Source organism: Achromobacter sp. 1014246743 (assembly GCF_059760725.1).
Genome location: NZ_JCBANA010000042.1, coordinates 30,660 through 56,477, shown reverse-complemented (window position 1 = coordinate 56,477; position 25,818 = coordinate 30,660). Strand labels below are relative to the sequence as shown.

Sequence of the window (25,818 nt, the reverse complement as noted above, 5' to 3'; positions counted from 1 at the left end):
GATAGATCGCTGCGGCCGCGGATGCTTCGACGCGTGACGAAGCATCCGCGGCCCGCGCGCCCCTAGACTGCGGGCTTGCCGACCCTGCCGCGCCTGACCGGCCGCCCACGAACCATGCCCCCGCTTTCCCGCCGCGTGCTGCTTGCCACCAGCGTCAGCTATGCGCTGATCCTGCTGGACACATCGATCGCCAATGTCGCCCTGCCGCGCATCGGCCAGGCGCTCGCCATGCCGCTGGCCGGCCTGCAATGGGTGATGAGCGCCTACACGCTGGCCTTTGCCAGCCTGCTGCTGACCGGTGGCGCGCTGGGCGACCGCTGGGGCGCGCGCCGCGTCTACCTGGCGGGGTTGCTGGCGTTCACGCTGGCGTCGCTGGTGTGCGGACTGGCGCCCAACGCCACCCTGCTGATCGCCGCACGCGCCGCCCAGGGGCTGGGTGCGGCGCTGCTGGTGCCCGCCGCGCTCAAGCTGATCCAGCAGGCCTGCACCGACCCCGCGCAGCGCGCCCGCGCCATCGGCCTGTGGGTGGGCATCGGCGGCGTGGCGATGGCGGCGGGCCCCTTGGCCGGCGGCGCGCTGACCGAATGGCTGGGCTGGCGCAGCATTTTCCTGTTGAACCTGCCGCTGGGCCTGTACGGTGCGGCCATGGCCTGGCGCATTCCGGCCACGCCCGGCACGCGCGCCGCCGTACGGTTCGACCTGCCGGGCCAGGCCACCGCCATCCTCGCCTTGGCCGGGTTGATCGGCGTGTTGATCGAAGGCCAGGCGCTGGGCTGGACGTCGGCCCCCATCCTGGCCGGCGCCGCCGTGGCCTTGGCCGCGGGCATCGCCTTCCTGCGAATCCAGGCCCGTTCGGCGCACGCGATGCTGCCGCTGACGCTGTTCTCGAACCCGCTGTTCACCGCATCGACGGCGGTGTCGATGGTGTCGGCCTTCGTGTTCTATGGCCTGTTCTTTGTCGCCAGCCTGGGTTTCCAGGACCAGCGCCATTGGGGCCCGCTGCAGGCGGGGCTGGCGTTCCTGCCCATGACCGTGTCGGTGGCACTGGCCAGCATGGCGTCGCATCGCATCGCGCGGGCCTGCGGACCCGTCCTGTCCATGGGCATGGCGTTCGGCCTGTACGCGGCGGGCGCGCTGGGGCTGCTGGCGGCGGGTTCGTCGTCCTATGGCCACAGCGTGCCGGCGTTGTTGGCCATCGGCCTGGCGTCCGGCTTCATCTCGCCGGCGGCTACCGCGCCCGCCCTGGAGACCGTGGCGCCGCAGCGGGCCGGCGTGGCCGCGGCGGCCCTGAACACCGCGCGCCAGGCCGGCGCGGCCCTGGGCGTCGCGGTGTTCGGCAGCCTGCTGGCCGCCCTGCCCCCCTTTGCGACCGGGGCGCGCGCCGCGCTGCTGATCGCTGCCGTCCTGGCGCTGGGGGCCGCGCTGGCGTGGGCCATCCTGGTGCGAAGCGGTCGGAAACAACGCCCGGCTATTAGTTAAAAGTAATTGAATATTTCCGGATGACGGCCGGCTTGCGCATCATGCAGGGTCGGGACGCGGCCGCGCCGCCTGTCTTTCACGCCCTATCTCCGGAGAAGCCCTTTGTTCCAACGACTGCTCGCCTCGGCCCTGACGCTGACGGCCCTGGCCGCCGCCCCGGCCCACGCCCAGCAAGCGCCCCAGGCCCTGCTCAATACGTCCTACGACATCGCGCGCGAATTGTTCGCCACCATCAACCCCAAGTTCCAGGCAGACTGGAAGGCCAGGACCGGGCAGGACGTCAGCATCGAACAGTCGTTCGCCGGCACCTCGCGCCAGGCGCAGTCCATCATCCAGGGGCTGAAGGCCGACGTGGTGACCTTCAACCAGGTGCCCGACGTGGACATCCTGGCGCAGAACAAGCTGCTGGCCGCCGACTGGCAGAAGAAGTTCGCCAACAACAGCTCGCCCTACTACAGCACCATCGCCTTCCTGGTGCGCCGCGGCAACCCCAAGCACATCAAGACCTGGGACGACCTGGTGCGCGACGACGTCAAGCTGGTGTTCCCCAACCCCAAGACGTCCGGCAATGCGCGCTACTCCTACCTGGGCGCCTGGCTCTACGCCCACGAGAAGTTCAAGGGCGACGACGCCCAGACCCGCGCCTTCGTCGGCAAGCTGCTCAAGAACGTCGAAAGCTTTCCCACCGGCGGGCGCGGCGCCACCGTGGCGTTCGCCCAGAACAACCAGGGCGACGCGCTCCTGACCTTCGAATCCGAGGTCAACAACATTGCCCAGGGCGACGAATTCAAGGCCCAGGGCTTTGAAGTGGTGGTGCCGCCGGTCAGCGTGCTGGCCGAATTCCCCGTGGCCGTGGTGGACAAGGTGGCCGACGAGAAAGGCACGCGCAAGGTGGCCGAGGCCTATCTGCAGTTCCAGTACTCGCCCGCCATCCAGAAGCTGTTGACCGACTTCAACTACCGCGTCCACGACGCCGAGGCGGTCAAGGCCAGCGCCAGCCGCTTTCCGGCGATCCGCCTGATCAACCCGCAGGAAGTGCTGGGTTCGTGGGACCAGATCACCAAGACCCACTTCGCCGCCAACGGCGTGCTGGACCAGTTGCTGGGCGCCGGGCGCTGACACCCCGCCCTTGCGATTCGCCATGACAGCCGGCTGCCCCGCGGGGCGGCCGGCGCATTTTCATTCGGGTTCGCATGCCTAAGTTCTTTCGCCAGCACCCCACCCTGCCCGGTTTCGGGCTGAGCTTCGGGGTCAGCAGCCTGTTCATCACGCTGGTCATCCTGCTGCCCTTGTCCGCGTTGCCGCTCTACAGCAGCCAGATGACGTGGGGCCAGTACTGGCAGGCGGTGACCGACCCGCGGGTGCTGGCCAGCTACCGCGTCACGCTGCTGTCGGCCGCCTATTCCACCGCCGTGGTGCTGGCGGTGGGCTTGCTGCTGGCGTGGATCCTGGTGCGCTATCGCTTTCCCGGCCGCGCGCTGCTGGACGCGGCCGTGGACCTGCCCTTTGCCCTGCCCACGGCCGTGGCCGGGCTGACGCTGTCGGTGCTGCTGGCGCCGGGCGGCTGGGTCGGCCAGTTCTTCGCGCCGCTGGGCATCAAGATTTCCTACGCCTTTCCCGGCCTGGTCATCGCCATGATCTTCACCAGCCTGCCGTTCGTGGTGCGCTCGGTGCAGCCGGTGCTGGCCGACATCGGCACCGAATACGAAGAGGCCGCGCGCACCCTGGGCGCCAGCGGCCGCCAGGTGGCCCGGCGCGTGCTGCTGCCCGCGCTGGTGCCGGCGCTGTTCACCGGCGGCTCGCAGGCCTTCATCCGCAGCCTGGGCGAGTTCGGCGCGGTCGTGATGATCGCCGGCAACATCCCCTACAAGACCGAAGTGACGTCCCTGATGATCTTCAGCCGCCTGGCCGAATACAACTACCCGGCCGCGGCCGCCATCGCCACCGTCGTGCTGGCCGCGTCGCTGCTGCTGTTGTTTGCCTTGCAGGTGTTGCAGGGCCGCCTGTTGCCGTGGCAGCGCGTGGCGGGGGTCTGACGCATGCGCCCGGATTCCCCCTGGCCGCGCCGCCTGCTGATCGCCGCGGGCCTTCTCGCCGCCCTGTTGCTGCTGGGGCTGCCGCTCAGCCTGATCTTCACCCGGGTCATCGTCGGCGGCTGGACGGCCCTGGTGCAGAACCTGGGCAGCAGCGACATGCGCGCGGCCATCGGCCTGACCTTGCTGGCGGCCGTCATCAGCGTGCCGGTGAACCTGGTGTTCGGCGTGCTGCTGGCCTGGTGCGTCACGCGCTACGACTTTCGCGGCCGGCGCGTGCTGATCGCGCTGGTGGATATTCCCTACGCCACCTCGCCGGTGGTCGCCGGGCTGTGCTACCTGGTGGTCTACGGGCTGGAAGGCATGTTCGGGCGCTGGCTGAACGGGCATGGCGTGCAGCTGATGTTCGCGTGGCCCGGCATCGTCATGGTGACCATCTTCGTGACCTCGCCCTTCGTCGCCCGCATCCTGATTCCGCTGATGCAGGCGCAAGGGCCCGAAGAGGAACAGGCCGCGCTGACGCTGGGCGCCGGCGGCTGGCAGATCTTCCGCCGCGTCACGCTGCCCAACATCAAATGGGGCCTGCTGTACGGCGCCGTCATCACCAACGCCCGCGCGGTCGGCGAGTTCGGCGCCGTGTCGGTCGTGGCCGGCGCCATCCGCGGCAAGACGCTGACGCTGCCGCTGCTGATCGAACAGCTCAACGACGACTACAAGACGGTGGCCGCCTTCACCGCCGCCGCGCTGTTGGCGTGCATGGCGTTGCTGACGCTGGGGGTGAAGACGATTATGGAAAGGCAGCGGCCGGGATTGTGACACCCGCCAGGCAGCGAAAAGACCTACGCAAAATGCCGGTTAACCGGCCGCGGCAGCCCCAGATTCTCGCGCAGCGTGCGGCCTTCATACTCGCGCCGGAAGATCCCCCGCCGCTGCAGTTCCGGCACGACCTGCCCGGCAAAGGCGTCCAGCCCGCCCGGCAGCCACGGGAACATGACGTTGAAACCGTCGGACCCTTCGGTTTCCAGCCATTCCTGCATCTGGTCCGCAATGTGCGCGGCCGTGCCCACCATGGCCAGCCCGCCGTAGCCGCCGAGGCGCTGGGCCAGTTGCCGCACCGTCAGCGATTCGCGCTCGGCCAGGCGCAGCACGCGTTCCTGGCTGCTTTTACTGGCGTTGGTCTCGGGCAGCGGCGGCAGCGGCGCGTCGGGGTCGAAGCGCGACGCGTCACAGCCCAGGGCGATGGACAGCGACGCGATAGCGCTTTCGTAGTGCACCAGGCTGTCCAGCTTGGCGCGGATGGCGCGAGCCTCGGCGTCGGTGTCGCCCACCACCACCAGCACGCCGGGCAGGATCTTCAAGTGGTCGCGGTGGCGGCCCAGCTTGTCCATGCGCCCTTTCACGTCCGCGTAGAAGCGCTGGCCGTCCTGCAACGTGCCCGCCGCGGCGAAGACGACCTCGGCGGTTTCGGCGGCCAGCTGGCGGCCCGGTTCGGACGCGCCGGCCTGCACGATCACCGGCCAGCCCTGCACCGGCCGCGCAATGTGCAGCGGCCCGCGCACCGACAGGTGTTCGCCCTGGTGATTCACGGCGCGCAGCCGCGACGGGTCGAAATAGATGCCGCTGTCCGCATCGCGGATGAAGGCGTCGTCGGCCCAGCTGTCCCACAGGCCCGTCACCACGTCGTAGAACTCGCGGGCACGGGCGTAACGGTGGGCGTGGTCCGGCTGCTCGGTGCGGCCGAAATTCAGCGCGGCGTCGGGGTTGGACGTGGTGACGATGTTCCAGCCCGCCCGGCCGCCGCTCAGGTGGTCCAGCGACGCGAAGCGCCGGGCCACGTGGAACGGCTCGTCGAACGTGGTGGACGCCGTGGCCACCAGCCCCAGCCGCTCGGTGGCCTGGCTCAATGCGGACAGCAGCGTGAACGGCTCGAACGACGTCGCGGTATGGCTGCGCTTGAGCGCCTCGATGGGCATGTTCAGCAACGCCAGGTGGTCGGCCATGAAGAAGGCGTCGAACTTGGCCTTTTCCAGCGTCTGGGCGTAACGCTTGAGATGTTCGAAATTGAAATTGGCGTCGCGATGGGCGCCGGGGTAGCGCCAGGCGCCGGTGTGGATACTGACCGGGCGCATGAACGCGCCCAGCTTCAATTGACGTTGCGCAGCCATGGGTGCCGGCCTGTGTAGCGGAAACGAAAAAGATAGCGCCGGCCCGCCCCGCCGCGAACGAACCAAACGTTATATCGCTATGCCGCCGATTTGCACCGCCGCCGCTTTGTCTTTACGCTTGCCTGCTTTGCCCGCTTCGATCCCGGCCCCCGCATGATCGCGTTCCTGCAGCCCTATTTCCGCGAAGAATGGCGTGTCTACGCCGAGTCCGTGCAGCTTGCGCCCAGCCGCGCCGGTGAACGGTCGGCGGGCGCGCTGCTGCAAGATCCGGACAGGCTGGGCGATGCCTTGGCGCGCCACCGCCGCCACTGGTCGGATGCCGATCCGCGCGCGGTGGCCTCGGCCTGGGCCATGCGTTATCTGTGGGCGCTGCTGCCGCCGGTGGTGGCCGCCGCCAGCGGTGCGTGCCGGCCCTTGCCGATGGCCGCCGACGCCATGCGGCTGGAACTGGATGACACGGGCGCGCCGGTGCGCTTTTTGGTTGCCGACCTGGGCGATGCCAAGGATGGGGATCCTGCCAGTACCGCTGGCAGCATCGGTACACACAGCGCCGATGCGCCCGTCCACCCACCCTCCGACGTCTGGCACCGCTACGGCCCGCTGGTCTGGGACCACCTGCGCCTGCTGGCCGACGCGCTGTTCCTGGCCAGCCGCCTGCCGCGCAAGACGGTCTGGGGCGGCGCGGTGCGTTATCTGGAAGCCGTGCTGAAAGCCATGGAAACCCACGGCGCCGCGCCGCACGCCGCGCACGACCGCCAACAGTTGCTGCACGAACCTGCCTGGGGCCCGGCCTGCCAGGAACGCGACAACCCCTTGTGCCTGCCGCCCCGGGTATCGCGCGGCGACGGCCCGGTCATGACGCTGCATCGGGAATGCTGCCTGTACCACCTGCTGCCCACGGCGCAGTACTGCGCGGCCTGCCCGTTGGCGCCGCAGCACCGGGCGCCGCCGCGCCGGGCGCCGCCGCGCCGGGCGCCGCCGCGCCAATCGCAGCCTCAAGCCACGACATAAACGGTCGAAGCTCGCGTTGACGGCCGCGTCGCTAGCCGCCCCTGCGCTCGCCCATCCCTCAGATATCCGCGGCCCGCGTGATGTGCCGCTTCAGCAGCGCTGCCGCATACTCCCGGTCGCCCTCGGCCAGCGCCGCCAGAATCCCCAGATGGTCGGTACAGGCCTGCCGGATGTGCACCTCGGCGAGATAGCCGAAATTGGCGTATTCCGTCATGCGGCGCAGCGAATTCTGGCGCCGCACGGCCTCGGTCAGAAAGCGGTTGTTCGACCACGACGCCAGCGTTTCGTGGAAATTGGCGTTGGCGTTGAACCAGGCGTCGCGCTGCAACTGCGCCACCGGCATCTGCAATATCTCCCCCTGCTCGCGCTGCAACGCGGCCAGCTGGTCCGGCGGCGCGTGATAGCCCGGCGCCGTCAGCGCGCTGCACTCGACGATCAGCCGGAATTCATAGCTTTCGTTGACCGCCTGTTCGTTGTCCAGCGTTTCGGCGAAGTGCCAGCCGTGGCCCGGCAGGCGTTCGGCCAGCCCTTCGGTGGCCAGGCGCATCAGCGCGCGCCGCAGCGCGCCCCGCGTGACCTGGAACTGTTCGACCAGTTGCGCTTCGGACACCTCGGCGCCCAGCCGGCCGTCGGCGCGGGCGCTCATCAATTCGCCGTAAAGGCTTTCGGATTCGGAATGCGGCACCAGCGCGTCCAGGCTTTCGTCGCTGGCGGGCTCGCGTTCCAGCCGGTAGCCCTTGCCCGCCGTGTAGGCCAACAGGCCCTGGCGCGTCAGCAGGTTCAGCGCCTGGCGAATCGGCGAGCGCGACACCTTCAGTTCCTGCGCCAGGCGCAGATCCGACAAGCGCTCGCCCACCTGCCAGCGGCCGCTCTGGATCAGGGCGGTCAGCTTGCGGGCGACTTCGATCTGTAGAGGACTCAGCTCCTGCATGGCATTGGGCTCCTGTGCCGATGCATTATCCATGCCCGATCCGCTGGCGCAAGCGCGTGCTTGCCCCGGGCGCCGCAGGCTGCCCTGCGGTGTTCCTTGCGGTCATACACGTTTTCCCTAGATTTCATATGTCGCCCCATAAAACCGGTTGACAGGGGGTGATAGCGGTAATTAGTGTATTACGAAGCAATAAAATACAAAAGGAAGGACAGATGGCAATCGCTCCCTTTCCCTGCGTGACGTTGACCGGCGGCCCTGAAAGCCGCGGCCGCCAGTACGGGCAGGCACTGCAACCCCGCATCCGCCAAAGCGCGGCCCTGTACGGCGGGGCGCTGGACGCATTCGGCATGGGCGCCGCGCAAAAGACGGCCTTGATCGCCGACTACGCGCGCCGCATCGCCGACTTCGACGAACGCTACGTCGAAGAAATGCACGGCATCGCCCAGGGTGCCGACGTGCCCTTCGAAGACATCGTCATGATCAACGCCCGCACCGAAGTCATGGCGCTGGCGCGGGCCCAAAGCAGCACGGCCAATCCCGACGACGAGGCCGACGACGGCTGCACCGGCGCCATCCTGTTGCCCGAGCGCAGCGCCTCGGGCAACCTGATCCACGCACAGAACTGGGACTGGCGCGCCGAATGCGCGGCCACCGGCGTCGTGCTGCGGGTACGCCAGGAACACGGGCCCGACTACCTGACCTTTGTCGAGGCCGGTGGCCTGGCCCGCAGCGGCCTGAACGCCGCGGGCGTATCCATCACCGCCAACTACCTGGAATGCGAGCGCGACTACCAGATCCTGGGCGTGCCCCTGGGCCTGATCCGCCGCAAGGTGCTGGAACAGGAACACTTCGCCCTGGCCGCCAAGGTCGTGGCCACCACGCCCAAGTCCTGCTCGAACAACATCATGATCGCGTCGGCCGCCGGGTTCGGCATCGACTTCGAATGCGCGCCGGACGAGGCCTTTCCGCTCTACCCCGACGACGGCCTGATCGTTCACGCCAACCATTGGGTCGGCCCCATTGCCCTGGCCAAGCTGCGCGACACCGGCATTCCCCATGTGCCCGAAAGCTTCTACCGCGACTGGCGCGTGCGCCGGCTGCTGCAAGCCCAGGGCCGCCTCCTGGACCGCGAAGGCGTCAAGGCCGCGCTGTTCGACGACTTCCTGGCGCCCTACTCCGTCTGCCGGCCCGAACGCCACGGCGACGGCGGCAACCTCACCGCCACGGTCGCCATGATCGTGATGGAGCCAGCGCTGGGCCTGATGGAAATCGCGCCCATGCCGGCCAGCAACCGCCGCTTCACGACCTACCGGCTGGACGGCGACGAACCGCGGGAAGCCGTCGATACCCGCGAATCCGAACTGGCCGGAGCCTGAGCGCCATGCTGCGCTTCATCGTGTCGCGCATCGGCATGGCGTTGCCCACGCTGCTGATGGTTGCGCTGGCGGTGTTCATCCTGGTGCGGCTGATTCCGGGCGACCCGGCCGCCTTGATGCTGGGCGATTCGGCCGATGCCGCCAGCCTGGCCGCGCTGCGCGAACAATTGGGGCTGAACGCCAGCTGGCCGACCCAGTTCCTGCTGTGGGGCGGCCACGTGCTGCAAGGCGACCTGGGACGATCCATCGCCAACCGCGAGCCGGTGCTGTCGCTGATCCTGGAACGCTTCGTCGTCAGTGCGCAGGTGGTGCTGCCCGCCGTGCTGCTGGCCACGTTGCTGGCGGTGCCGGCCGGCATGCTGGCAGCGTGGCGCCAGGGCCGCCTGGCCGACCTGGCGCTGGTGGGCGGCGCCACCCTGCTGCTGTCGCTGCCCGCCTTCTGGATGGGCCTGCTGCTCTTGCTGCTGTTCTCGCTCAAGCTGGGCTGGTTTCCGATGGTGGGCTTTGTCACCTTCGCCGAAAACCCGGGACGCGCCTTGATGTACCTGGTGCTGCCGGTGGCCACGCTGCTGCTGCACGAAATCGGCGTGATCCTGCGCATGACGCGCGCGTCCACGCTGGAAGTGCTCAACCTGGACTACATCACCCACGCCCGCGCCAAGGGCCTGTCCGAATTCAAGGTGCTGCGCCGCCACGCCTTCAAGAGTTCGTTCGGCCCCACCTGGACGCTGCTGGGCCTGATCCTGGGCAACCTGCTGGCCGGCGTGGCCGTGATCGAAACGGTGTTCACCATTCCCGGCCTGGGCCGCCTGCTGGTCGACGCCATCTTCGCCCGCGACTACCCGGTGATCCAGGGCTGTCTGCTGTTCATCGCCAGCGTGTACGTGCTGGTCAATCTGGCGGTGGACCTGCTCTATCCGCTGTTCGACCCGAGGGTGGCCGCGCAATGAAACGTCGTTCCCTGACCGCCGTGGTGGGCGGCACCCTGGTGGCGGTGGTGGTCGTCACCGCCCTGGTGGCGCTGTTCTGGACGCCCTACGACCCGCTCAAGCTCAACTTCAAGGCCCGCCTGGCCGCGCCCAGCCTGGCGCACCTGATGGGCACCGACGAGCTGGGCCGCGATGTCTTCAGCCGCCTGATGCAGGGCGCCACCGCCAGCCTGCGCGTCAGCGTCATGACGGTGCTGCTGGCCACCGGCGCCGGCGTGCTCATCGGCGCCACCAGCGGCTTTCTGCGCGGCTGGACCGACCGCGTGCTGATGGCCATCAACGACACCCTGCTGGCCTTTCCCGGCCTGTTGCTGGCGCTGGGCCTGCTGGCCGTGTTCGGCGCCAGCGAAATCGGCATCATCCTGGCGCTGGCCCTGGCCTACATGTCGTCGGTGGTGCGGGTGGTGCGCGGCACCGTGCTCAGCCTGCGCGAACGCGAATTCGTGCGGGCGTCGCGCATCATGGGCAATTCCGAGTTCTACACCCTGATGCGGCACCTGCTGCCCAACTGCCTGGCGCCGGTCATCGTCATGGCCACATCCATGTGCGGCTGGATCATCCTGGCCGAAAGCTCGCTCAGCTTCCTGGGCCTGGGCGTGGCGCCGCCTGCGCCCACCTGGGGCAACATGCTGGCCGGCAGCCGCAGCTACATCGGCCAGGCCGCCTGGCTGGCGATCTTTCCCGGCCTGGCGATCTCGCTGTCGCTGCTGGGCATCAACCTCTTGGGCGACGCGCTGCGCGACCGGCTCGATCCCCGCATGCGGAGGCGCGCATGACATCCCCCGTGCTGCTCGACATCGACCGCCTGACGCTGGCCGCCGGCCCCCATCACAACGTAGTGGCCGACGCCAGCCTGCACGTGGCGCGCGGCGAGATCGTCGGCGTGGTGGGCGAATCCGGCTCGGGCAAGACCCTGCTGGGCCGCGCCATCATGCGCCTGACGCCCGACGCCATCGTGCGCACCGGCGGCGACATCAAGCTGGACGGCACGTCTGTCTATGGCCTGCGCCCGGCGCAGTTGCGCGCCCTGCGCGGCCCCAAGGTGGCCATGGTCTTCCAGGAACCCATGACCTCGCTCACGCCGTCGCTGACCGTGGGCGAGCAACTGGTCGAAGGCCTGCTGCAGCACGCCCCGCGCGAACGCGCCAGCCACCGCGCCCGCATCGAAGCCATGCTGCGCCGCGTCGGCCTGCGCGACATCGACCGCGTGCTGCGGGCCTATCCGCATGAATTCTCGGGCGGCATGCGCCAACGCATCATGATCGCGTCGGCCATGCTGCTGCGTCCCGCGCTGCTCATCGCCGACGAACCCACCACCGCGCTGGACGCCGTGATCCAGCGCGAAGTGATGGAAATGCTGGTCGAGCTGACCCAGGAAAACGGCACCGCCGTGCTGCTGATCAGCCATGACTTGCCGATGGTGGCGCGCTACGCCAGCCGCATGGTGGTGATGCGCCGCGGCGACATCGTCGAAACCGGCGCCACCGCGCAGCTCTTGGCCGCGCCGGCCCACGACTACACCCGCCAACTGCTGGCCACCCTGCCCCAGCGCCGCGCCCCGCGCCCGCTGGCCACCGCGGCGCCGCTGCTGTCCGCGCGCGACCTCACCGTGGAATACGGCGCCCGCAGCACCTGGTTCAGCCGCCAGGCCGGCGTGCGCGTGCTGCACGGCATCAGCCTGGACATCCACCCGGGCGAGGTCGTGGCCGTGGTGGGCGAATCCGGCTCGGGCAAGACCACGCTGGGCTCGGTACTGACCGGCCTGGTGGCGCCCACCGGCGGCACGCTGCGCTACAAGGGCCAGCCGCTGGCCGCGCGCGGCGCGGGCTTTGACGACTACCGCTACCACTGCCAGATGGTGTTCCAGGACCCGTATTCGTCGCTCGACCCGCGCATGACGGTGTCGGCCCTGGTGGCCGAGGCGCTGCGGCTGGCGCCGGGCCTGAATGCCACGGACAAGGCCGACCGCGTGGCCGAGACCCTGCAGGACGTCGGCCTGGGCGGCGACTTCGGCGAACGCTACCCGCACGAGCTGTCCGGGGGCCAGCGCCAGCGCGTGGCAATCGCCCGCGCGCTGGTGCGCCGCCCGGCGCTGCTGATCGCCGACGAAGCGGTATCCGCGCTGGACGTGACCGTGCGCGCCCAGGTACTGGACCTGCTGGCCGACCTGCAGCAGCGCTACGGCTTTTCGTGCCTGTTCATCAGCCACGACCTGGGCGTGGTGGAACAGATTGCCGACCGGGTCATCGTCATGCAGACCGGCCGCATCGTCGAACAAGGCACCCGCGACGCCATCTTCGACAGCCCGCGCGAACCCTACACCCGCCAGCTGCTCGGCGCCATTCCGCTGCTCGAACCCACCGCCACGGGCGGCGTGCGCCTGAAGTGGCGTCACGATCGCGGCGGTGGCCAGCCTCGCGATGACGGCCCGGGCCATCCCGCCGGGCAACTGCCGGCGGCCCCCGCTTTCAGCACCGACCGGCCCCAGGAGGCCCATCCATGACCACGCTACCCGCCCGCCGCCAGGGCCACGGCATCAAGCTCAGCTTCTACGACTTCGGCGCCACGCCGTTCTTTGCCTGCCAATACGACCAGCGCTTCAGCTACTGCCTGTACGTGCCGGCCGACTACGACGAGACCGCCGCCAAGGCCTACGACCTGGCCGTCATCGTTCACGGCACCGGCCGCACCGCCACGCAATACCGCGACCTGTTCGCCGATTTCGCCCAGCGCCACGACTGCATCGTCCTGGCGCCGCTGTTCCCGGTGGGCATCATCGAACCCGGCGACCTGGCCAACTACAAGCGCATCCAGTTCCACGACATCCGCTACGACCACGTGCTGCTGGCCATGGTGGACGAAGTCATCGCCAAGTACCGCGTGAACGGCAGCCGCTTCCTGCTGTACGGCTATTCGGGCGGCGGCCAGTTCTGCCAGCGCTTTTTCATGCTGCACCCCGAACGCCTGCAAGCCGTCTCCATCGGCGCGCCCGGCGTGGTGACGCTGCTGCATGCCGACTACGACTGGTGGGTGGGCGTGCGCGACGTGCCCGCGCGCTTCGGCAAGGCCATCGACATCGACGCCATGCGCCAGGTGGCCGTGCAGACCGTGGTCGGCACCGACGACACCCAGACCTGGGAAATCACCATCCCGCGCGACAGCAAGCTCTGGATGCCCGGCGCGGACCTGCAAGGCGACAACCGCATCGAGCGGATCGAGGCGCTGGCGCAAAGCTTCGAACGCCACGGCATCAAGGTCCGGCGCGACACCGTGCCGGGCGTGGCGCATGAGCCGTTCAAGGTCATCGAACCGGTCCAGGCGTTCTTCGAGGACTTTCTGAAGTCCCGCCGCTAAGACCCGCCGCCAAGACCCAAAAACACAAGGGGAACCCCATGACACGCAAACCCGCCCTGGCCCTGCTGCTGTGCGGCCTGCTGGCCGGCCCGGCCCACGCCACCGGCGACGTCGGTACGCTGCGCGTGGCGCTGCACGCCGACATCGCCAGCATCAACCCCGGCGTGAACCGCGACGCCAACGCCGACATGGTGCTGGCCCACGTGGTCGAAGGCCTGGTGGCCTATGGTGAAGACCTGAAGATCAAGCCCGTGCTGGCCGAAAGCTGGCAGGTCAAGGACGATGGCAAGGTCTATGAATTCACCCTGCGCCCCAAGGTGCATTTCCACAACGGTGCCGTGCTGACGGCGGCCGACGTGGCCTGGAACTTCAAGCGCTATCTGGACCCGAAGACCAACTTCCAATGCGTCAACCGCTACAACGGCAAGATCGGCCCCGCCTTGCAGCAGGTCGACGCCGTCGATGCGCAGACCGTGCGGTTCACGTTCGCCTCGCCCGCGCCCAACTTCCTGATGACGCTGGCCACCATCCAGTGCACGCCATGGATCCTGCACCCGGATTCAGTCAATGCCGACGGCAGCTTCAAGGCCCCCATCGGCACCGGCCCCTACGCCTTCGCCGGCATGATGACCGGTCGCCAGCTGGACTTGAAGCGCTTTGAGGCCTACGACGCCCTGCCCGGCGCTCGCGATGGCTACGCCGGCAACAAGACCGCCAGCATTCCCCTGCTGCGTTTCATGACGGTGCCCGACGCCAGCACCCGCAGCAACGGCCTGTTGTCCGGCGACCTGGACGTCGTGGACGGCATCGAGCCCGCCACCATGCAGACGCTGCGCGGCCAGGGCCTGACGGTACAGGTGCAGCAGACCCCCAGCTGGCTGGTCATGCAGGTGCAAAGCAATGCGCCCGCGCTGCAGGACGTGCGCATGCGCCAGGCGATTGCCCACGCGCTCAGCCTGCCCGACCTGGCCGAGGCCTCGGGCGAAGGCCTGTACAGCGCCAACCCGTCGGTGCTGGTGCCGCAAAGTCCGTACTACGACGCCCGCAGCAAGACCTGGCCGGCCTACGACCCGGCCGCCGCTCGCACGTTGATGGCGCAGGCCGGCTACCAGGGCAAGCCCATCACCTTGCTGGTCGCCAACCGCCAGGAACGCGTCCAGGCCGCCACCATCGTGCAGGCCATGCTGGCCGCATCCGGCATCAACGTCGAACTGAAGGTGCGCGACTGGGCCTCGCAGCTGGACCTGTACGGCCGTGGCCAGTATGAACTGGCCATCTTCGGCTATTCCGCCCGGCTGGACCCGTTGCTGATGTATGAATCGCTGATCGGCGACAAGAAGGTCGAACCGACCCGCCAATGGGACGACCCCAAGGCCTCGGCCCTGCTCAAGCAGGTGGCGATGGAGCCCGACCCGAACAAACGCCGCGACCTCTTCAACCAGTTGCACGAACTGATGGCGCAAGACATCCCCATCATCGGCCTGTTCAACCTGCCCGTCGTCACCGCGCTGCGGCCCTCGGTGCAGGGCTACCAGGGCTGGCCGGGCGGCACGCACCGGTTCTGGGGCGTGAGCAAGACGCAGCCGTGATGCCTGCTCGCGCCGCGGCCATAGGCTTGATTCCGACTTTGATTTCGCCTGGATTCTGGCTTTGGATTTGGCGTTGAATTCGGCCGCAACGCTGTCGCCGCCCCGCCATTGACCGGTTTCCATTCATACTGACCCGCTTTCCCGCAGCCATGCCCATTCCTGATTCCGAGTATCTCCAGGCCGACGCCACCGCCCTGGCCGCCGCCATCCGCGCCGGCCGCCTGACCCCGGCCGAAGCCGTGGCGCAGGCCTTTGCCGCCATCGACCGCGTCAACCCGCAACTGAACGCCGTCATCCTCACCATGCGCGACGAGGCCGAGGCGCAATTGCGCGAGCTGCCCGCCGACGCCCCGCTGCGCGGCGTGCCCGCGCTGCTCAAGGACGACTGCCCCACCTACGCCGGCACGCCGATGTCGTTCGGCTGCCGCGCCGCCGTGGGCTACAGCCCCTCGCAGGATCATGAGCTGGTGCGGCGCTACAAGGCCGCCGGCCTGGTCATCGTCGGCAAGACCAACCTGCCGGAATTCTCGGCCAACATCCACACCGCGCCCACCCTGCACGGCGCGACGCTCAACCCCTGGGACGCCCGCCGCAGCCCCGGCGGCTCGTCCGGCGGCGCCGCTGCCGCGGTCGCCGCGCGCATGGTGCCGCTGGCCTACGGCAACGATGGCGCCGGGTCCATCCGCATCCCGGCCGCCTGCACCGGCCTGTTCGGCCTGCGTCCGTCGCGCGGCCGCGTGCCTTGCGGCCCCGTGTCCAGCGAAAACTGGGGCGGGCTGGTCAGCCATCACGTCCTGACCCGCTCGGTGCGCGATTCCGCCCTGCTGCTCGACCTGACCGATGCGCCCGAACCGGGCGCGCTGTATGCCGCCCCGGCCAAATCGGGTGCGTATGCCGACGCCGCCGGCCGCGATCCGCGCGCGCTGCGCATTGGCCTCATCACCCAGCCGGGCCTGGACATGACGCTGGACCCCGCCGTCGCCGCTGCACTGGACGACGCCGCCACGCTATGCCGTCAGTTGGGCCACCGAGTCGAACCCGCCGCCTTCGACTTCGACCAGGCCGCGCTGGCCGACGCCTACCTGCGCATCGTGGCCGCCTACACCGCGCTGGAAGTCGACGCCATCGCCGCCGACACCGGCCGCCCGGCCGATGCCAGCGGCTTCGAGCCCGCCAACCTGGGCCTGGCCGAATACGGCCGCAGCCTGTCCGCGCCCGCCCTGCTGGCCGCCCGCAACACCGCCAACGGCATCGCCCGCAGCCTGGGCCGGCTGATGGCCGACTACGACGTGCTGCTCACGCCGGTCCTGCCCACCTTGCCGCCGCCCGTGACCGCACTGGACGTGCGCGGCGCGGACTGGCGCGGCTTTGCCGACGAATTCATGCGTGGCACCGTCTTCACCCGCCCCGCCAACGCGGCCGGCGTGCCCGCCATGAGCGTGCCCCTGTGCCGCGACGCCAGCGGCCTGCCCATCGGCATCCAGTTCATGGCGCCGTATGGCGACGACACCACGCTGATCGAACTGGCCGGGCAACTGGAACGCGCCCGACCCTGGGCCGGCCGGCTGCCGCCGGTGCATGCGTGACAACCTTCTACCTGGATCCCGGCATGACCGGGTTCGCACCCAGGCCCGCAGCCCCCATGCCACACACAATGTTCACGCACGCTTAACAATTCCGTCATTGCGCGTTTCTAAGCTTCCCCCTTTTTCACTTGGGCGGCACAGATGGCGCACGACAAGCAAGACTCGCAGCATTCCTTGACCACGCAGCACGGCGATCATGACATTGCCGAGACCAGCCGCATCCTGCCGGCGGCGACGGACCCGCGCCGCCGCAGCCTGCTCAAGGCCGGCCTGGGCGCCACGCTCATGCCGGTCGGCGGCTCGCTGCTGCTGTCGGCCTGCGGCAGCGACAACGACGACGAAGACACCCCCGCGCCCGGTGCCCCCGCACCGGCGCCCCAGCCGCAACCGCAGCCCCAGAACATCTCCAGCTTCGCCGTCGCCGTGCTGCCCGACACGCAGTTCTATTCGCGCTACGCCACCGACGCCGAAAACCAGCAGTTCATGCGCAAGTACGGCAGCGAGCCCTACAAGGCGCAGACCCAATGGGTGGCCAACAACGCCAAGGCGCTCGGCATTCCCTTCCTGATCCACCTGGGCGACGTGGTCGATCAGCAAAGCAAGCCCGACCAGTGGAAAGTGGCCGATGCGGCCATGAAGATCCTGGAAGACGCCAAGGTGCCGTATTCCATCCTGGCCGGCAACCACGACGTGATCCTGGACCGCGACTACGTCGACGAAAGCAGCCAGACCAGCGCCACCGACGCCCAGCGCACCCTGGCCAACGAGCCCTATCTGCAGACCTTCGGCACTGACCGCGCCAGGAAGCAGGCCACCTTCGGCGGGCGCGACCCCAGCGGCTTTCACGAATGGCACGTCTTCGAAGCCGAGGGCCAGAAATTCATGGTGCTGTCCCTGTCGTGGCGCATCTCCAATGCCGCCCGGGACTGGGCCAACCAGGTCATCCGCGCCAACCCGACGCTGCCGGTCATCCTGGTCAACCACCAGCTGCTGAACATCGACAAAGACGGCACCAGCCCCCTGGAAGTGCCCTACGGCCTGATGCTGTGGGACAAGCTCATCCGCGACAACGACCAGATCTTCATGACGCTGAACGGCCATTATCACGGCGCGGCGCTGCTGACCAAGACCAACGCCTTCGGCAATCCCGTCCATGAAATGGTCGTCGACTACCAGATGGCCTACCAGGGCGGCAACGGCCTGATGCGCCTGTACGAATTCGACCTGACCAACAACGAAATCCGCGTGCTGTCGTTCTCGCCCTGGGTGCAGCAGAAACCCAAGAACACCCTCAACGCCTTCGACCAGGCGGTGCTGACCGGCGCCAACGAGGCATTCACCATCAAGATGGATTTCGCCAAGCGCTTTGCCGGCTTCAACAAGGACTTCAAGGCCGGCACGCCCAGCCACACCGCCCTGATCGACCAGGCCCGCGCGCTGATCCTGGCCAACTACACCGAGCCGCCCGCCACCCTGCAAAAGCCCGCCGCCGACAGCGACGACTACCCGCAGGTGCCCGGCACGCTGGCCCACTGGCGCTTCTTCGGCGGCACCGACGGCCAGCCCGTGCCCGTGGGCACCGTCGTCGCCGACCGCACCGGCCTGAACCCCGTGCGCCGCGCCGCCCTGAACATCGACGGCGTGGCCGGCGCTCAGCTGGGCGACCTGGTCTGGTCCAACGACCACCACTACCCGTCCGCCGCCCCGGGCTCGGTGCGCTTCTTGAACACCGACAAGAACACCGCCCGCATGAGCTACTTCACCACCGATACGGCCGCGGCCATCAATGCCGAAACCGTGCCCAACGGCTACACCGTCGAAGCCTTCATCAAGATCGACCGCGACTGGACCTCGGGCAAGAACGCGTGGATGAACATCATGACCCGCGACGGCAAGCGCGGCGACCTGCCCGGCTACAGCGGCGGCGACGGCGAATCCCCGCCGCTGCTGTTCGCCGTGTCCAGCCTGCGCGAAATCCAGTGGGAAGTCGTGCCCGACCGCACCGGCACCCGCGACGCCAAGACCAACTGGTCCGGTGAAATCATCGCCGACAAGTGGCTGCACATTGCCGTCGTCAACGACAACACCACCCACGAAACCATCCTGTACGTCGAAGGCGCCCCGGTGCTGCGCAACGCGTCCGACGCCCCGGGCCTGGCGACCCTGGCGGCCAACATGCCGTGGGTGGTGGGCGCGGGCTCGTGGGACGGCAGCCGCGCGGACGGCTTCTTTGGCAGCATCGGCGAGGTCCGGATCGTGAACCAGGCGTTGCAGCCGTCGCAGTGGTTGACGGCGCGACGCAGCTAAAACGAGCGCGCCGGCCTTGCAGGCACAAGGCCGGCGCTGATTTTCAGAATCTTCCAATTCTCGGCGGCAAGGCAGGGGCAGAAAATGCCGCATGCCTTCTTGCCCGCCCATCCGCCAATCCCCCATTCCAGAACACGCTGCAGCCGCTGCCGCTCAGGCCGCGGCTGCCTTGCGCCTGCACTGCCCCCCTCAACTCTGACCGCGATCCATCTTGCTCTGAACTGTAAACAGCCCAACCTCTATGAACCAGCCCAAATATTTAGACGATCAGATCGACTTTCTTGTGTCGGAAGGCAACGACCGATTGGACGAAGAAGATATTGAAGGGGCCATCGCCAAATGGACGCAGGCGCTGACGCTGCTGCCCGAACCCAAAGCCGATTGGGAAGCCTTCATCTGGCTGTCTACGTCCCTGGGCGATGCGCACTATCGGCGCAAGCGATACGGCCTGGCGCGACACCATTTCCTGGATGCGCTCAACGCGCCCGGCGGGATCGACAACCCCTTTATCCACTACCGTCTCGGGCAGTGCCAGCTGAAACTGGGCGAAAGGGCCAAAGCGATGGAAGAACTGCTGAAAGCGTACATGCTCGATGGCGAAGACATCTTCACGATGGAAGATGACGGCATGACGTGGTTGCAGCGCTTGCGGGACGGCAGGCTGGTTGACTGAACGGGGCAGGTTTGGTTGCGCGCGTCTTGCGGGCTGCGCCAGCCAAGTGTCGACCTCTCCCTCCCAGTCTCACGCCCCGGCGCTATCCACGATCGCGTTCCGAAACTCCGTCATCAACGGCGACCACGTCGTCGCATGGCGGGTAATCAGCGCAATACGCCGTTGCAGCGGCTTGCCCAGCGCCACCGGCAGCACCACGATGCCGCGCTGATCCGCCAGCGCACTCTGCGGCACGATGGCCAGCAAGCTTGACTGCGCCAGCAGCGCCAACGTGCCCTTGGAAAAATGCTCGACCTCCAGCGCGGCTGCCGGCAAGGGCACGCCGGCCTCGGCATAGTGCGCGTCCAGCGCCTGGCGGGCGATGGCGGTGGGTTTGGGCAGGATCCAGCGCTGCCCTTGCAAGTCGTGCAGCGCCAATTTGCGGCGTGCGGCCAGCGGGTGCTTGCGGCTGGCGACCACGCACAGCCGGTCGTCCAGAATGGGCTCCTGATGCAGCGTCGCGGGTACGTCCGCATAAATCGGCGTGACCGCCAGGTCCAGCTTGCCGCTGGCGACCTGCTCGTTCAGGTCGTCTGACAGGCCTTGCGTCAACTGGATGCGCAGGGCCGGCCGGCGCGGCAGCAGCCGTGCCAGCGCGGGCATCACGATGCTGTCCACGGTGGCCCCCGTTGCTCCCACGCGCAGCAAGCCCGCTTCCCCGACGCGCAGTTCCATCGCATGCCTGACCGCGTCCTGGTACTGCACCCAGAGCTTTTTCGCATGTTCCAGAAACACCAGCCCCGCCGACGTCAGGCGCAGGCCGCGTCCGCTGCGGTCCAGCAGCGCCAGCCCCGTGTCCGCTTCCAGCCGCTGCAAGGACTTCGACAGCGCCGGCTGGCTGACATCGCAGGCCGCCGCGGCGCGAGCCAGGTTGCCGTGCTCGACGGCGGCCAGGAAGTACTCGATGTCGCGCAGGGAAAGATTCATGAATATTTTTCATATCAAGACATAGCTTCAGGAATATTACGCCGCCCACACGCTCCTAGAATCCCCGGCATAACCCTGAAAGACCGACAATGAGGCGCGACGCATGAATAGCAAGCCCAATATCGTTTTGATCGTGGCCGACAACCTGGGATGGGGAGAACTGGGCTGTTACGGCGGCGGCGCGTTGCGCGGTGCGCCCACCCCCAACATCGACCGCCTGGCCGCCGAAGGGCTGCTGCTGCAGAACTTCAATGTGGAAAGCGACTGCGTGCCCACGCGTTCGGCGCTGATGAGCGGCCGCCACCCGATCCGCACCGGCTGTCTGCAATCCGTGCCACCGGGCCTGCCCCAGGGGCTGACACGCGACGAGATCACGCTGGCGCAGCAGTTGTCGGGCCAGGACTACGCCACGGCGCACTATGGCAAATGGCATCTGGGCGATATCCCCGGCCGCTATCCGTCCGACCGCGGATTTGACGAGTGGTATGGCATTCCGCGCACCACCGACGAAAGCCAGTTCACCTCGTCGATCGGCTTTGACCCCACGGTGGCCGACATTCCCCACATCATGCAGGGCCAGGCGGGCGCGCCATCGGAAAACGTCAAGGTCTACGACCTGGATAGCCGCCGCGGCATCGACGCCGAACTGGTGGACCGGTCCATCCAGTTCATGAACCGGCACGCGCAGGCCAAACGGCCGTTTTTCCTGTACCTGCCCCTGGTGCACCTGCACTTTCCCACGCTGCCGCACCCCGACTTCGCCGGGCGCACCGGCGCCGGCGACTTTGCCGATTCGATGGTGGAAATGGACCACCGCGTGGGGCAGATCGTGCAAGCGGTGGACGACCTGAACCTGCGCGAAAACACCGTCTTCATCTTCTGCAGCGACAACGGCCCGGAATTCCGCAAGCCCTATCGCGGCACGGCCGGGCCCTGGACGGGCACGTACCACACCGCCATGGAAGGCAGCCTGCGCGTGCCGTTCATCCTGCGCTGGCCCGGCAAGGTGCAGCCGGGGCGGGTGTCCAACGAGATCGTCCACGTGACCGATCTGTACACCACGCTGTCGCACATCGGCGGCGCGACGGTTCCGCAGGATCGGCCGATCGACGGGATCGACCAGACGGATTTCTTCACGGGTGCCAGCCCGGCTTCGCTGCGCGAGGGCTTTCTGTTCTATATCAAGAACGAGCTGCGCGCGGTCAAATGGCGCGACTGGAAGCTGCATTTCTACTGGGAGCCCGAGGTCAACGAGGGCAAGGGCAAGCTGGAATCCCCGTATCTGTTCAACCTGAAGCAGGATCCCAAGGAAGAAAGCGACATCCTCGTCTACAACACCTGGGTGCTCGGGCCCGTCCTGAAAATGGTGCAGGCGTTCAACCAGTCATGCGTGGCGCATCCGAATACGCCGCCCGGCAGGCCGGATGCCCGCTGACGCTGCTCCCGTACGACAGACCACATAAAAACAAGGGGAAGAACATGAGAGTCACGATCCGATGCGGTGCGCTGCTGCTCAGCGCCGCCCTGCCCTTCGCTGCCGGCGCGGCGGACGCCAAGCAGGATTGGCCCGCCAGGCAGATCACCTGGGTGATCGGTTTCGTGCCGGGCGGCACCGCGGACGTGTTGACCCGCATCGCGGCGCAGGAACTGGCCCGGCGAACCGGCCTGAACGTCGTCGTGGAAAACCGTCCCGGCGCGTCGGGCGCCATCGCCCTGCAACTGGTAGCGCGCAGCAAGGCCGGCGACGGCTACCTGCTGACCGTGCCGGGCCCCTTGGTCTACCCGACGCCCCAGCCCCGAATCGGCCGCGAGCTGGCCCCGGTCATGCTGATGGCCCAAGGGCCCATGGTTATCGTCGGCCCCGCCGCGACGGCGCGGCCGACCCTGCAAAGCGTGCTGGCCGACGCCCGGCAACGGCCCGAGGCCTGGAGCTACGGCAGTTCCGGCAACGGCACGTCGCAGAACCTGGCCGGAGAACTGCTGAACCAGTACGCCGGCACCCGCATCGTGCACGTGCCCTACAAGGGCGGCGGCCAGGCGGTGGCAGACGTGACGGGCGGGCAGATCCCGCTGGCGATCCTGGGCTCGGCCCCGGTGATGCCGCAGGTCAAGGCGGGCGTGCTGAAGGCCTATGCGGTGACGACGCCCTATCGCCTGGACAGCTTGCCGGACGTGCCGACGGTGGCGGAATCCGGCTTCAAGGGCTTTGCGGCCAGCCAGTGGTTTTCGGTCGCGGCCAGCAAGGCGATCGGGGCCGAATCGCTGGACCAGATCAACGCGGCGCTGCGCGCGGCCGTGGCGACACCCGCGTTCAAGGCGGCCCTGGACAACGCCGGGATGGTGGCCGGCGGCGGCTCGCGCGACGACCTGCTGACGTTCATCGAGGCCGACGATGCCAAATGGAAGGCATTGATCGATAGCGGGGCCGTGAAGCTGGCGAATTAAGGCCCGGGCCACTGGAACCGGTTATTTGAAAATGCCGCACAAATAAAGAACAAAAGCATCGTTTGGCGTTGCCCGCGCCTCCCGTAAGGTGTGCCGACAGCCAGGGGATTTCCTCTGGCGCCCTGCACCCACCCTACGGAGCGCGCCAGCATGAACCAGCCTTTGAAGCCCAGCCAAGCGTCACGGTCCGCCGCCGTCAAGGCGACCCTGGATTACCCGGTGATCGACACCGACGTGCACGTCAACGACTATGCGCCGGTGCTGGAAGACTATGTACAGCACTACGGCGGCGGCAAGCTGGTCGACGCGCTGCGCAAGGCGCTGGGTTCGCGCTTTGCCACCAAGAGCGGCGGCAAGGACTGGTACCAGCAGACCCCGGCCGAACGCCAGCACAACCGCACGCTGCGTTCGCCCTGGTGGGCACGGGTCACGCGCAACACGCTGGACCTGGCCACCTACACGCTGCCCGAGCTGCTGAACGAACGGCTGGCCGAGCAAGGCGCCGACTATTCGGTGCTGTTTCCCAATGACGTGCTGGCGCCGCTCGCCGCAGGCAACGAGTTCCGCCAGCCGCTGCACCGCGCCATCAACCATTTCCACGCCGACCAGTACCGCAAGTACAGCGACCGCCTGACGCCGGTGGCGGGCATCCCCCTGAACACCCCGCAGGAAGGCATCGAAGAACTGGAATTCGCGGTCAAGACGCTGGGGCTGAAGGTCATCAACATTGCCGGCGGCGTGAAGCGCCCGATCAAGGCGGTGGCCGACAAGTACCCGACCGCCGACCACCCTGACGTCGCCAAACACGCCAGCTACATCGACTTCTACGGCATCGACAGCGAATACGACTATGACCCGTTCTGGGCCAAGGTGGTCGAGCTGGGTGTGCCCGTCACGACGCACTACGGCAGCCAGGGCTGGACCGGGCGCCATTCGATCAGCAACTACATGTTCAACCACATCGGCCACTTTGCCGATGGCTCGCAGGCCTTTGCCAAGGCGCTGTTCTTTGGCGGGGTGACGCGGCGTTTTCCGAACCTGCGGGTGGCGCTGCTGGAAGGCGGCGCGGACTGGGGCTCGCACGTCTACACCCACCTGGTGGACCGCTGGGAAAAGCGCAACCGCCACGCGGTGCAGAACTACAACCCGGCCAACGCCGACGTGGCGCTGCTGCACGAGCTGTTCCAGCGCTACGGCGCCGATTTCATCAAGGGGCGCGACATCGACCCGCAGCAATTGCTGCGCGACAGCCTGGGCATTTCCGCCCTGCCCCACAGCCGCGACCCGCACCCCGACGAACTGGACGACTTTGCCGCCGCCGGCATCGAGTCGGCCGAAGACATCCGCACCCGCTGGGTCGACAGCTTCTATTTCGGCTCGGAAGCCGATGACCGCACGGTGGCCGCCGCCTTCAACGACAAGGTCAACCCGCTGGGCGTGAAGATCAGCGCCATCTGGTCGTCCGACATCGGCCACTGGGACGTGCCCGACCTGACCGAACCCCTGGCCGAAAGCTGGGACCTGGTCGAGCAAGGCGTCATCAGCGCGCAGGACTTCAAGGCGCTGGTGTTCGGCAACCCCTACCGCTTCTACACCCAGGCCAACCCCGAATTCTTCCGCGGCACCGCCATCGAACGCAAGCTGGCCAGCCCCGTCGCCCGCGCCGCCTGACCCATCTTCCCGACAAGAGCCTCTACCCATGAAGTCATTGATTCGCTTGAAATTGTTCCGCCTGGTTCAGGGTCTGACCCAGGATCTGCCCCGGGCCCTGCCCCCGAGCCTGGCGGCGCTGGGCCTGGCTGTCAGCGCCTTGTTCGGCGGCAGCGCGCACGCCGCCGATGTCATCCGCGTGGGCGTGGCCACCGCGGGCGGCGGCGATCCTATCACCTGGGGCGGTTCGCCCGGCGGCGTGGTGCGCGTGAACCAATGGCTGGAACAGGCCTTTGCCGCCGACGGCGTCAAGGTCGAATGGCTGTTCTTCAAGGGCGCCGGCCCCGCCGTCAACGAAGCCTTGTCCAACAAGCAGATCGACTTTGCCTACCAGGGCGACCTGCCCCAGGTGGTGGGCCGCGCCAATGGCCTGAAGACCAAGCTGCTGCTGGTCAGCGGCGCGCGCAACAACCTGTACCTGGTGGCGCCGCCCAACTCGCCGCTCAAGTCCATCGAAGACCTGAAGGACCGTAAGGTCTCGATCTTTCGCGGCACCAACGGCCACCTGGTGGCGATCAACGTGCTGGCGGCCCACGGCCTGGCCGAACGCGACATCAAAGGCGTGAACCTGGACGCCGGCAGCGCCCAGGCCGCACTGGTGTCCAACGGCGTGGACGCGGCCTTTGGCGGCTACGAATGGTTCAAGGTGCGCGACCAGGGGCTGGCCAAGGTCATCTACAGCACCCAGGGGCAGGACCCGGCCTATACCCGCCAGGCGTCGTTGCTGGTGCGCGAGGACTTCGAACGCGAGAACCCGGCGCAGGTGCAGAAGCTGGTCGACGTGTTCGTGCGCGCGGCCCGGTGGTCGTCGGATGAAAAGAACCGCGACGCGCTCTTCAAGATCTGGGAAAAGAGCGGCGTGCCCTATGCGTCCTGGGCGGCCGAGTTCGACAAGCAGGACCTGGCGTCCCGGAATTCGCCGTTGATCGATGACTTCATCATCGCGCGCTACAAGGCGGTGGTGGCGGATGCGGTGAAGCTCAAGCTGATCCGCCGCGAGGTCTCGCTGGATGGCTGGTTCGATCCGCGATACTTGCAGAACGCGTTGAAGGCGCAGGGGCTGGAGAAGTACTGGACGGCGTTCGATGCCAGCGGCAAGCCTGCGGCGGGCAATGCGGCCGCGGCAACGCCCGGCGACGCCAAACCCGTTGCCGCCGCCACGGTCGCAGGCGCCGGCCAGGCCGCCGCACGCTGAACCAGGCCG

General features: G+C 68.0%; 21 protein-coding genes. 18 read left to right on the top strand and 3 right to left on the bottom strand.

All coding sequences use genetic code 11. The features are described 5' to 3' along the window. Window positions 1-114 precede the first annotated feature (114 nt). The 4 genes from AC6LJ2_RS18420 (at window position 115) to cysW (ending at window position 4,328) form a co-directional block, all read left to right on the top strand. Window positions 115-1,479, top strand: a complete 1,365-nt coding sequence (locus tag AC6LJ2_RS18420; RefSeq protein ID WP_498151893.1) for an MFS transporter — start codon at window positions 115-117, stop codon at window positions 1,477-1,479. A gap of 102 nt (window positions 1,480-1,581) precedes the next feature. Continuing rightward, a complete protein-coding gene (gene cysP, locus AC6LJ2_RS18415; protein ID WP_498151892.1) occupies window positions 1,582-2,598 on the top strand; it encodes a thiosulfate ABC transporter substrate-binding protein CysP in 1,017 nt (338 codons plus the stop codon). A 74-nt stretch (window positions 2,599-2,672) separates the two neighbouring features. Beyond that, window positions 2,673-3,515, top strand: coding sequence for a sulfate ABC transporter permease subunit CysT (gene cysT / locus AC6LJ2_RS18410; protein WP_498151891.1), 843 nt, complete (start codon window positions 2,673-2,675; stop codon window positions 3,513-3,515). Window positions 3,516-3,518: 3 nt separating this feature from the next. Beyond that, entirely contained in the window at window positions 3,519-4,328 is an 810-nt protein-coding gene (gene cysW / locus AC6LJ2_RS18405) for a sulfate ABC transporter permease subunit CysW (protein WP_498151890.1), read from the top strand. A 23-nt stretch (window positions 4,329-4,351) separates the two neighbouring features. Here cysW and AC6LJ2_RS18400 read toward each other — a convergent pair whose 3' ends face one another. Further along, entirely contained in the window at window positions 4,352-5,677 is a 1,326-nt protein-coding gene (locus AC6LJ2_RS18400) for an LLM class flavin-dependent oxidoreductase (protein ID WP_263914599.1), read from the bottom strand. A gap of 153 nt (window positions 5,678-5,830) precedes the next feature. Between AC6LJ2_RS18400 and AC6LJ2_RS18395 the strand changes: the two genes are divergently transcribed. Continuing rightward, on the top strand, window positions 5,831-6,688 hold the full coding sequence (locus AC6LJ2_RS18395) for an IucA/IucC family C-terminal-domain containing protein (protein WP_498151889.1): 858 nt from the start codon (window positions 5,831-5,833) through the stop codon (window positions 6,686-6,688). A 58-nt stretch (window positions 6,689-6,746) separates the two neighbouring features. Here AC6LJ2_RS18395 and AC6LJ2_RS18390 read toward each other — a convergent pair whose 3' ends face one another. Then, on the bottom strand, window positions 6,747-7,652 hold the full coding sequence (locus tag AC6LJ2_RS18390; RefSeq protein WP_263914601.1) for a GntR family transcriptional regulator: 906 nt from the start codon (window positions 7,650-7,652) through the stop codon (window positions 6,747-6,749). A 179-nt stretch (window positions 7,653-7,831) separates the two neighbouring features. Between AC6LJ2_RS18390 and AC6LJ2_RS18385 the strand changes: the two genes are divergently transcribed. From AC6LJ2_RS18385 to AC6LJ2_RS18345, 9 genes are all read left to right on the top strand, one after another. After that, window positions 7,832-8,995: a C45 family autoproteolytic acyltransferase/hydrolase gene (locus AC6LJ2_RS18385; RefSeq protein ID WP_498151888.1), complete on the top strand. Its 1,164-nt coding sequence runs from the start codon at window positions 7,832-7,834 to the stop codon at window positions 8,993-8,995. 5 nt (window positions 8,996-9,000) lie between these two features. Then, window positions 9,001-9,945: an ABC transporter permease gene (locus tag AC6LJ2_RS18380; protein WP_263914603.1), complete on the top strand. Its 945-nt coding sequence runs from the start codon at window positions 9,001-9,003 to the stop codon at window positions 9,943-9,945. After that, window positions 9,942-10,760: an ABC transporter permease gene (locus tag AC6LJ2_RS18375; RefSeq protein WP_498151887.1), complete on the top strand. Its 819-nt coding sequence runs from the start codon at window positions 9,942-9,944 to the stop codon at window positions 10,758-10,760. The genes AC6LJ2_RS18380 and AC6LJ2_RS18375 overlap by 4 nt, the downstream gene beginning before the upstream one ends. Then, window positions 10,757-12,487 carry a dipeptide ABC transporter ATP-binding protein gene (locus AC6LJ2_RS18370; RefSeq protein WP_498151886.1) on the top strand — a complete coding sequence of 577 codons (1,731 nt, stop codon included), beginning with the start codon at window positions 10,757-10,759 and terminating at the stop codon, window positions 12,485-12,487. The genes AC6LJ2_RS18375 and AC6LJ2_RS18370 overlap by 4 nt, the downstream gene beginning before the upstream one ends. Further along, window positions 12,484-13,338, top strand: coding sequence for an alpha/beta hydrolase family protein (locus tag AC6LJ2_RS18365; protein ID WP_263914606.1), 855 nt, complete (start codon window positions 12,484-12,486; stop codon window positions 13,336-13,338). Before AC6LJ2_RS18370 ends, AC6LJ2_RS18365 begins: the two co-directional genes overlap by 4 nt. A 38-nt stretch (window positions 13,339-13,376) precedes the next feature. Continuing rightward, window positions 13,377-14,927 carry an ABC transporter substrate-binding protein gene (locus tag AC6LJ2_RS18360; protein ID WP_498151885.1) on the top strand — a complete coding sequence of 517 codons (1,551 nt, stop codon included), beginning with the start codon at window positions 13,377-13,379 and terminating at the stop codon, window positions 14,925-14,927. 149 nt (window positions 14,928-15,076) lie between these two features. Further along, the gene (locus AC6LJ2_RS18355) at window positions 15,077-16,513 is read left to right on the top strand and encodes an amidase (protein WP_498151884.1); all 1,437 of its coding nucleotides are present in this window, start codon (window positions 15,077-15,079) and stop codon (window positions 16,511-16,513) included. A gap of 141 nt (window positions 16,514-16,654) precedes the next feature. Beyond that, window positions 16,655-18,820 (top strand): laminin G domain-containing metallophosphoesterase family protein, encoded by a 2,166-nt coding sequence (locus AC6LJ2_RS18350; protein ID WP_498151883.1) that lies wholly within the window; start codon window positions 16,655-16,657, stop codon window positions 18,818-18,820. Window positions 18,821-19,061: 241 nt separating this feature from the next. Further along, on the top strand, window positions 19,062-19,493 hold the full coding sequence (locus AC6LJ2_RS18345; protein ID WP_263914610.1) for a tetratricopeptide repeat protein: 432 nt from the start codon (window positions 19,062-19,064) through the stop codon (window positions 19,491-19,493). 69 nt (window positions 19,494-19,562) lie between these two features. Here the strand turns inward: AC6LJ2_RS18345 and AC6LJ2_RS18340 are convergent, their stop codons facing one another. Next, the gene (locus AC6LJ2_RS18340) at window positions 19,563-20,459 is read right to left on the bottom strand and encodes a LysR family transcriptional regulator (RefSeq protein WP_498151882.1); all 897 of its coding nucleotides are present in this window, start codon (window positions 20,457-20,459) and stop codon (window positions 19,563-19,565) included. 103 nt (window positions 20,460-20,562) lie between these two features. On the opposite strand from AC6LJ2_RS18340, the gene AC6LJ2_RS18335 reads away from it, so the two are divergent. From AC6LJ2_RS18335 to AC6LJ2_RS18320, 4 genes are all read left to right on the top strand, one after another. Next, a complete protein-coding gene (locus tag AC6LJ2_RS18335) occupies window positions 20,563-21,894 on the top strand; it encodes an arylsulfatase (RefSeq protein ID WP_498151881.1) in 1,332 nt (443 codons plus the stop codon). A 44-nt stretch (window positions 21,895-21,938) separates the two neighbouring features. Next, a complete protein-coding gene (locus tag AC6LJ2_RS18330; protein ID WP_498151880.1) occupies window positions 21,939-22,904 on the top strand; it encodes a tripartite tricarboxylate transporter substrate binding protein in 966 nt (321 codons plus the stop codon). A gap of 150 nt (window positions 22,905-23,054) precedes the next feature. After that, window positions 23,055-24,575: an amidohydrolase family protein gene (locus tag AC6LJ2_RS18325; RefSeq protein WP_498151879.1), complete on the top strand. Its 1,521-nt coding sequence runs from the start codon at window positions 23,055-23,057 to the stop codon at window positions 24,573-24,575. 28 nt (window positions 24,576-24,603) lie between these two features. Continuing rightward, the gene (locus AC6LJ2_RS18320) at window positions 24,604-25,809 is read left to right on the top strand and encodes an ABC transporter substrate-binding protein (protein WP_498151878.1); all 1,206 of its coding nucleotides are present in this window, start codon (window positions 24,604-24,606) and stop codon (window positions 25,807-25,809) included. Window positions 25,810-25,818: the final 9 nt, after the last annotated feature.